Below are 8,549 nucleotides of genomic sequence, written 5' to 3' on the forward strand. Positions count from 1 at the left end.
GCGGCGCTAGTGAAACCAAATGGGCGATGGAAGCGGGCTGCGCGAAAACTTTCGGTGCGCGCATGCTCAGGCACGTATTTTCGCTTTGAGTTCGCGAGTTACTTCACGCGTGCCCCGACCGGTATGACGCAGCGCCTCCGCCGAATGCCTTCGAAATCCGCCCGGCATGCCGGCAAAGACGAATGCCGGGCGGGAGTGTAGCGCACGGCCAGCCGGCATTCGTCAAATTTGACGCAAGGGTGTAGCCGGCGGCGGAAGTCTGCCACCGCTTTCCTTAGCGTTTCCTTACGCGATTCTCAGGCTTCGATGAGCAGCGCCGCGGCCACGCGCCGGCCTTCAGACATCAATATGTTGTAAGTGCGGCACGCCGCGCCGAAATCCATCGTCTCGACCCCGATGCGGCGCTTCGCCAGTTGCGCCGTGAGCCGCGGATGCGGAAAGCGCAGCCGCGACCCGCTGCCGAAGATGACGACTTCGGGCGCCGCCTGAACGAGCGCATCGAAATGTTCGGGCGAGAGCGCTTCGAACGACGACACCGGCCACGCCGCGACGGGCGTCCCGGGCATGACGATCACGCTGCCTTCGTGCCTTTCGAGATTGATCGCCACGAAACCGTCTCCGTAGCTCGTGATGGTGTTGAGCGCGTTGTTGGATTCCTGGTGCAGTTTCAAAACGATGATCCGGCAAAAGAAAGAGTGACGACCCAGCACGTGCCGTAACGGCGAAGCGGCCTGCGCGCCTTTTGACGCATCGGCTCGGGGCCACACGGACGCGTTCCCTTGGTGCATTGCGGAACTGAGCCATAATCAGTAAATTATAACTTTTCGGCTGCCGGGCACGCTCGCGCGCCGTCCCATTGCGCTCGCGTGCCGCCACAAGCCGCCTCCGACACGCAATCCGGTCCGCATCGCCCATGCCCTACCTGGCGCGGCGTCTAAAATGCATCGTTCGGCGCTCGGGAACGAGCGAGTCGTCCGGGCGAGCCGCCTTCAGGCTTCACACCCGGTATTCATTGCAACGCCCCGTCCGCAGTTCGCGCGCGAGGCCGTTCGCCTGAACGCCGGGCCGCACCTGATCGACATCAGAAAAACCAGTCCGCATCAACACCCAGACCAAGAGCGCCAGCCGTGAAACCGATTCTCAAATCCAATAAGCTGCAAAACGTCTGCTACGACATTCGCGGGCCCGTGCTCGAACACGCGAAGCGCCTCGAAGAAGAAGGCCATCGCATCATCAAGCTCAATATCGGCAATCTGGCGCCGTTCGGTTTCGAGGCGCCGGACGAGATCATTCAGGACATGATCCGCAACCTGCCGGGATCGTCGGGTTATTCGGATTCGAAGGGTGTGTTCGCCGCGCGCAAGGCGATCATGCATTACACGCAGCAAAAGGGCGTGACGGGCGTCGAGCTGGACGACATCTACATCGGCAATGGCGCGTCCGAGCTCATCGTGATGGCGATGCAGGCGCTTCTCAACGACGGCGACGAAGTGCTGCTGCCCGCGCCGGACTATCCGCTGTGGACGGCCGCGGTGAGCCTGTCGTCGGGCACGCCGCGCCACTATATGTGCGACGAGAGCAACGGCTGGATGCCCGATCTCGACGACATCCGCGCGAAAATCACGCCGAACACCAAGGCGCTCGTCGTCATCAATCCGAACAACCCGACAGGCGCGCTGTACTCGGACGAGTTGCTGCGCGACCTGATCGCGATCGCGCGCGAGCACGGCCTCATCATTTTCGCGGACGAGGTCTACGACAAGATCATTTACGACGGCCAGACGCACACGTCGATGGCCGCGCTGTCCGAGGACGTGGTCACGGTCACGTTCAACAGCTTGTCGAAGAGCTACCGTTCGTGCGGCTATCGCGCGGGCTGGATGGCGATTTCCGGGCTGATCGAAGAGAACCGCCGCCGCGCGAAGGACTATCTGGAAGGCCTCGGCATTCTCGCGTCGATGCGCCTGTGCCCGAACGTGCCCGGCCAGTATGCGATCCAGACCGCGCTCGGCGGCTATCAGAGCATCAACGATCTGATCGTGCCGGGCGGACGCCTCTACAAGCAGCGCGAGCTCGCCTACGAGATGCTCACGGCCATCCCGGGCGTGACCTGCGTGAAGCCGCAGGCGGCGCTCTACATGTTCCCGAAGCTCGATCCGAAGATGTACCCGATCCAGGACGACCAGCAGTTCATCACCGACCTGCTGCTCGAAGAGCGCGTGCTGCTGGTGCAGGGCACGGGCTTCAACTGGCCGACGCCGGATCACTTCCGCGTGGTCTTCCTGCCGAACGTCGACGATCTCGCGGATTCGGTCAACCGCATCGCGCGCTTCCTCGACGGCTATCGCAAACGACATTCCGCTTAATCTCTCTTTTTAAAGACTCGCGCTGCATGGAACCGATCAAAGTAGGACTCTTGGGCTTCGGCACGGTAGGCAGCGGCACCTTCACGGTGCTGCGCCGTAACCAGGAAGAAATCAAACGACGCGCGGGACGCGGCATCGAAATCGCGCGCGTCGCAGTGCGCACGCCAGCAAAGGCCGAAGCCGCGAAGCAGCAAGGCATCGCCGTGACGGACGACTTTGACGCGGTCGTCGACGATCCTTCCATCGATATCGTGTGCGAAATGATCGGCGGCACGGGCTTCGCGCGCGAACTGGTACTGCGCGCGATCGCCAACGGCAAGCATGTCGTGACGGCCAACAAGGCGCTGCTCGCGGTGCACGGCACTGAGATTTTCGAAGCCGCGCGCGCGAAGGGCGTGATGGTCGCGTTCGAAGCGGCGGTGGCGGGCGGCATCCCAATCATCAAGGCGCTGCGCGAAGGGCTGACGGCGAACCGGATCGAATACATCGCGGGCATCATCAACGGCACGACGAACTACATTCTTTCGGAAATGCGGGACCGCGGGCTCGACTTCGCGACCGCGCTGAAGGCCGCGCAAGAGCTCGGTTACGCCGAAGCCGATCCAACCTTCGATATCGAAGGCGTCGACGCCGCGCACAAGGTCACGATCATGAGCGCGATCGCGTTCGGCGTGCCGGTGCAGTTCGACCGCGCGTACGTGGAAGGCATCAGCAAGCTGGCGGCGATCGACATTCGCTACGCCGAGGATCTCGGCTATCGCATCAAGCTGCTCGGCATCGCGCGGCGCACGGAGAAGGGTATCGAACTGCGCACGCATCCGACGCTGATTCCGGCCAAGCGTTTGCTCGCGAACGTCGAAGGCGCGATGAACGCGGTCGTCGTGCACGGCGATGCGGTCGGCACCACGCTGTACTACGGCAAGGGCGCGGGCGCGGAGCCGACGGCTTCCGCCGTGGTCGCCGATCTCGTCGACGTGACGCGCCTGCATACGGCCGATCCCGAGCATCGCGTGCCGCACCTGGCGTTCCAGCCGGATAGCTTGTCGAACACGCCGATCCTGCCGATCGACGAAGTGACGAGCGGCTACTACCTGCGCCTGCGCGTCGCGGACGTGACGGGCGTGCTCGCGAACATCACGCGCATTCTCGCGGACAAGGCCATCTCCATCGACGCATTGTTGCAGAAGGAATCGGAAGAAGTCGACGGCGCGAACAAGGGCGAAACCGACATCATCCTCATCACGCACGAGACGCTGGAGAAGAACGTGAACGCGGCGATCGCGCAAATCGAAGCGCTGTCCACGGTCGTTTCGAAGGTGACGAAGCTGCGCATGGAAGCGCTCAACTAAGGGCAAGCACGATGAACTACATTTCGACGCGCGGCGCCGGCAGCAACGAGCGCCACACGTTCTCCGACATTCTTCTCGGCGGGCTCGCGAAAGACGGCGGGCTGTATCTGCCGGCGGAATATCCGCGCGTATCGGCCGATGAACTCGCGCGCTGGCGCACGCTGTCGTATGCGGATCTCGCATTCGAAGTGCTGTCGAAGTTCAGCGACGACATTCCCGCCGAAGATCTGCGCTCGCTCACGCGCAAGACCTACACGGCGCAGGTGTACAGCAACGTGCGCCACGAAGAGAGTGCGGTGCAGATCACGCCGCTCAAGACGCTCGGTGAAGAGAACGGCACGACGCTGTCGCTGCTGGAACTCTCGAACGGCCCGACGCTCGCCTTCAAAGACATGGCGATGCAACTGCTCGGCAACCTCTTCGAGTACGCGCTGGCGAAGCACGGCGAGACGCTGAACATCCTCGGTGCGACTTCGGGCGACACTGGCAGCGCCGCCGAATACGCCATGCGCGGCAAGACTGGCGTGCGCGTCTTCATGCTGTCGCCGCACAAGAAGATGAGCGCGTTCCAGACCGCGCAGATGTTCTCGCTGCAGGATCCGAACATCTTCAATCTGGCCGTCGAGGGCAACTTCGATAATTGCCAGGACATCGTCAAGGCCGTATCGAACGATCACGCGTACAAGGCCAAGCACAAGATCGGCACGGTCAACTCGATCAACTGGGCACGCGTCGTCGCGCAGGTCGTGTACTACTTCAAGGGCTATTTCGCCGCGACGAAGAGCAACGACGAGCGCGTGTCGTTCACGGTGCCGTCCGGCAACTTCGGCAACGTGTGCGCGGGGCACATCGCGCGCATGATGGGCTTGCCGATCGACCAGCTCGTGGTCGCGACCAACGAAAACGACGTGCTCGACGAGTTCTTCAAGACGGGCGTGTATCGCGTGCGCGGCGCGGCGGAGACCTATCACACCACGTCGCCGAGCATGGATATCTCGAAGGCATCGAACTTCGAGCGCTTCGTGTACGACTTGCTCGGCCGCGATCCGGCGCGCGTGCTGCAACTGTTCCGCGACGTCGAGGAGAAGGGCGGCTTCGATCTTGCCGCGAGCGGCGATTTCGCGCGCGTGAAGGAATTCGGCTTCGTGTCGGGCAAGAGCGATCACGACGACCGCGTGAAGACCATCCGCGACGTGTTCGAGCGTTATCAGACGATGATCGACACCCACACCGCCGATGGCGTGAAGGTCGCGCGCGAGAACCTCGAGCCAGGCGTGCCGATGATCGTTCTGGAAACCGCCCAGCCGATCAAGTTCGGCGAGACGATCCGCGAGGCGTTGAATCGTGAGCCGGAGCGGCCGGTCGCTTTCCTGGGACTTGAAAAACTGCCACAAAGGTTCGATATCGTTCCGGCGGATGCCGGGGTGGTGAAGGCGTTCATCGCCGAGCGGACGTAACGCGGGATTCCCGTCCGCTTCGTGCGCGTCGTGACATAGCGTAAGGGGCGCGGTCGCATTGGCCGCGCCCCTTTTTCACGATGCGGGACCGCGCTCGCGGGCATTCGCTGCACCCCGCAAATATTGCCCTCCGGCAAAACCCCGTCAAAAGCTGCTAAAATCTTAGGTTTTTCGTCGTACCCCATTCAAAAGGACGCGCCGTGCTGTCTACCGCCAACATCACCATGCAATTCGGGCCCAAGCCCCTCTTCGAGAACATCTCGGTCAAGTTCGGCGAAGGAAACCGCTATGGCTTGATCGGCGCCAACGGCTGCGGCAAGTCGACGTTCATGAAGATTTTGGGCGGCGATCTCGAGCCGAGCTCAGGCAACGTCATGCTCGAGCCGAACGTCCGCCTCGGCAAGCTGCGTCAGGATCAGTTCGCGTACGAAGACATGCGCGTGCTCGATGTCGTCATGATGGGCCACACGGAAATGTGGGCCGCGATGACCGAGCGCGACGCGATCTACGCGAACCCGGACGCAACCGACGACGACTACATGCGGGCCGCCGACCTCGAAGCCAAATTCGCCGAATACGACGGCTACACGGCCGAAGCGCGCGCGGGCGAATTGCTGCTCGGCATCGGCATCGACATCAACGATCACAACGGCCCGATGAGCAACGTCGCGCCCGGCTGGAAGCTGCGCGTGCTGCTCGCGCAGGCGCTGTTCTCGAAGCCCGACGTGCTGCTGCTCGACGAGCCGACCAACAACCTCGACATCAATTCGATCCGCTGGCTGGAAGACGTGCTCAACCAGTACAACTCGACGATGATCATCATCTCGCACGATCGACACTTCCTGAATCAGGTCTGCACGCACATGGCGGACATGGATTACGGCACGCTGAAGGTCTGGCCGGGCAATTACGACGACTACATGCTCGCGTCGACGCAGGCCCGCGAGCGCCAGCAGGCGGCGAACCAGAAGGCGAAGGAGCGCGTGGCCGATCTTCAGGACTTCGTGCGCCGCTTCTCGGCGAACAAGTCGAAGGCGCGCCAGGCGACCAGCCGTCTGAAGATGATCGACAAGATCAAGATCGAGGAATTCAAGCCATCGTCGCGTCAAAATCCGTTCATCCGCTTCGAGTTCGAAAAGAAGCTGCATAACATCGCGGTGGTCGCCGAGGATCTGACCAAGAAGTACGACCGGACGATCTTCCAGAACTTCAGCATCAGCGTGCAGCCGGGCGAGCGAATTGCGATCATCGGCGAGAACGGCGCGGGCAAGACCACGCTGCTCAAGTCGCTCAAGGGCGCGATCGAACTCGATCACGGCACCGTGAAGTGGGCGGAAAACGCGAACGTCGGCTACATGCCGCAGGACACGTACGAAGAGTTTCCGAAGGACGAGACGCTGACCGAGTGGATCGACCAGTATCGCAAGGAAGGCGACGACGAGCAGATGATGCGCGGCACGCTCGGCCGCCTGCTGTTCAATGCGGACGACATCAAGAAAAACGTGAAGGTGCTGTCGGGCGGCGAGAAGGGCCGGATGATCTGGGGCAAGCTGATGCTCGGCCGTCACAACGTGCTGCTGATGGACGAGCCGACCAACCACATGGACATGGAGTCCATCGAGTCGCTGCAGATCGCGCTGGAGAAGTTCGAAGGCACGCTGATCTTCGTGTCGCACGATCGCGAGTTCGTGAGCGGGCTGGCGGATCGAATCATCGAAGTGAAGACCGATGGCACGCTGCGCGATTTCGGCGGGAATTACGAGGATTTCCTGTCGAGTCAGGGGATTCAGTAACCTTCCTGGTTACGCAAGCATCGAAGCGGCCCGTCTCGAATGAGCGGGCCGTTTTCATTGCGCTCAGAGCCGGTCGTTCCGGAACCGCATCGCCGTACCTTCGCGCGTGATGCGAACCCAGATCGCGCGTTTTTCCTCGTCGGTGAGGAAGACCCAATTGGACACCTCGCCCGCGGTCCGGCCGCAGCCTTTGCAGACGTCGTCGAAAAGCGTGGAGCACACGCCAATACAGGGGCTGTCGGGCAGATCGTGAAGATTCGAGGACATTGGGCTAGCTCGTGGCCGCATCGTCGCCGGGAAAAGAGGGCGACAACGCGGCGTTCAAATTCTAAAAAAACTCAGCGCGCGATACTGTAGCCTATCCGCGCGATCCAGTGACGCCGCTGGTTGTAATCGAGGATGTCCTCGCCGTAGCCGTTGAAGTAGCTCACGAACAGGTAGCCGCCCCATGCGCTGCCGATCAGCTTCGCGAGCGGGTACGTGAGCTGCGAATCGACGCTGCCGTACCAGTGCTTCGTGCCCTTGCGCAGTGTCGTTGCGAGCTGCCAGCCGTCCGGGCTGCCGTACTTCACGAGAAAATCCACATAGCCGCGATAATCCGCGATGTCCTGATTGCCCGACTTCGACAGGTAGTAAAAGAACTTCGGCGAAAGCGTCAGGTGATTGCCGGTCAGGTCGCCGAAATCCCAGGTCGGGCGCACGAACGCAATGTTGATCGCGCGCGATTCGTCGCCGCTCTTGCCGTTCGATTCGTGTCCGATTCCCGCCGCGACGCCCATGCGCGTAAAGAGCGCGCTCTTCCAGCCGGTGTCCTCCACGTAATAGAACAATTGCGGCTGAAAGCTGATGTCGCGAAACGGCACGGACTCGGCGGAGAGATTCCAGATCGCCGTCTGCGTGTAGCCGAAGTAGAGATTGTCCAGGAAGCCGCGTGAGCGCGGATCGTCGGGCAGATGCAGGCGGTACTTGAAGCTGAACTGGAATTTCGCGAGGTTGTCGCCGTTCTTGCCGTCGGCGAAGTACGTCGGTTCGAAGGTCGAGAAGCGGCCGGAGAGCATCGTGTCGGTGGTGGTCGTCGGCACGGCGGCGGTATTCGCGGCGGCGCTCGCGCTCGCGAGTTGCGCGGGCGTCGTCGCCTGTGTTTCGCGGTGCTCGGCGGCGGCGACTTGCGTTTGCGTGTCGCTTCGATTGATCGTGACGAGCATCGGCGACGCATCGAAGCCGACCGGATCGATCTTCACCGTGCCGCGCGCCGCATCCGGCCAGGGCGCGGAGTAGCGCACACGCCGATACTGGCCGGGCGCGAGGCGCACACGGTCCGGCACCTTGGGATCGCGTTCGAGCGTGAGCGGCGCGGGCGGCAGATCGCCGTTCGTCAGGTTCACGGTCAATTGTCTGGGGACATCGATGGTGAGGGGTTTCGCGTCGTCGTCGGTGTAGAGGAGCGTCAGCTCGAGCGGCTGCGCGGGGGGCGCCGCGCGCGCCCGGGGCCCGCCCCCCCCCCGCGCCTGTGCCGGGCCCCACCCCCCCCCCGCGGCCACCACAACATCCACCGCCCGGGCGCGCGGCGCAAACTCTAACTAA

The 8,549-nt window shown here is 62.5% G+C and carries 7 protein-coding genes; 4 read left to right on the plus strand and 3 right to left on the minus strand.

Features of this window, described 5'->3' with window-relative positions; genetic code table 11:
• Window positions 1–296: 296 nt before the first annotated feature.
• Window positions 297–671 carry an Mth938-like domain-containing protein gene (locus NCS28_RS06595; protein ID WP_250513023.1) on the minus strand — a complete coding sequence of 125 codons (375 nt, stop codon included), beginning with the start codon at window positions 669–671 and terminating at the stop codon, window positions 297–299.
• A 456-nt stretch (window positions 672–1,127) separates the two neighbouring features.
• On the opposite strand from NCS28_RS06595, the gene NCS28_RS06600 reads away from it, so the two are divergent.
• The 4 genes from NCS28_RS06600 to NCS28_RS06615 all read left to right on the plus strand — a co-directional run bounded on the left by NCS28_RS06600 (window position 1,128) and on the right by NCS28_RS06615 (window position 6,965).
• Window positions 1,128–2,366: a pyridoxal phosphate-dependent aminotransferase gene (locus NCS28_RS06600; RefSeq protein WP_250513024.1), complete on the plus strand. Its 1,239-nt coding sequence runs from the start codon at window positions 1,128–1,130 to the stop codon at window positions 2,364–2,366.
• 26 nt (window positions 2,367–2,392) lie between these two features.
• Window positions 2,393–3,715 carry a homoserine dehydrogenase gene (locus tag NCS28_RS06605; RefSeq protein ID WP_250513025.1) on the plus strand — a complete coding sequence of 441 codons (1,323 nt, stop codon included), beginning with the start codon at window positions 2,393–2,395 and terminating at the stop codon, window positions 3,713–3,715.
• Between the two features lie 11 nt (window positions 3,716–3,726).
• Window positions 3,727–5,172 carry a threonine synthase gene (gene thrC, locus NCS28_RS06610; RefSeq protein ID WP_250513026.1) on the plus strand — a complete coding sequence of 482 codons (1,446 nt, stop codon included), beginning with the start codon at window positions 3,727–3,729 and terminating at the stop codon, window positions 5,170–5,172.
• Window positions 5,173–5,372: 200 nt separating this feature from the next.
• Window positions 5,373–6,965: an ABC-F family ATPase gene (locus NCS28_RS06615; protein WP_250513027.1), complete on the plus strand. Its 1,593-nt coding sequence runs from the start codon at window positions 5,373–5,375 to the stop codon at window positions 6,963–6,965.
• A gap of 63 nt (window positions 6,966–7,028) precedes the next feature.
• Here NCS28_RS06615 and NCS28_RS06620 read toward each other — a convergent pair whose 3' ends face one another.
• Both NCS28_RS06620 and NCS28_RS06625 read right to left on the minus strand, forming a co-directional pair.
• Window positions 7,029–7,232 carry a DUF1289 domain-containing protein gene (locus NCS28_RS06620; RefSeq protein ID WP_250513028.1) on the minus strand — a complete coding sequence of 68 codons (204 nt, stop codon included), beginning with the start codon at window positions 7,230–7,232 and terminating at the stop codon, window positions 7,029–7,031.
• Between the two features lie 71 nt (window positions 7,233–7,303).
• Window positions 7,304–8,509, minus strand: coding sequence for a phospholipase A (locus NCS28_RS06625; protein WP_502801155.1), 1,206 nt, complete (start codon window positions 8,507–8,509; stop codon window positions 7,304–7,306).
• Window positions 8,510–8,549: the final 40 nt, after the last annotated feature.

It is taken from the genome of Caballeronia sp. INDeC2, from assembly GCF_023631325.1.
In the GTDB taxonomy this organism is placed as follows: Bacteria; Pseudomonadota; Gammaproteobacteria; order Burkholderiales; family Burkholderiaceae; genus Caballeronia.

What these genes read in the sequence shown, in the direction of transcription:
- NCS28_RS06605 (WP_250513025.1), top strand. Translation starts at nt 2,393, where the DNA reads ATGGAACCGATCAAAGTAGGACTCTTGGGCTTCGGCACGGTAGGCAGC.
- thrC (WP_250513026.1), top strand. Translation starts at nt 3,727, where the DNA reads ATGAACTACATTTCGACGCGCGGCGCCGGCAGCAACGAGCGCCACACG.
- NCS28_RS06620 (WP_250513028.1), bottom strand. Translation starts at nt 7,232, where the DNA reads ATGTCCTCGAATCTTCACGATCTGCCCGACAGCCCCTGTATTGGCGTG.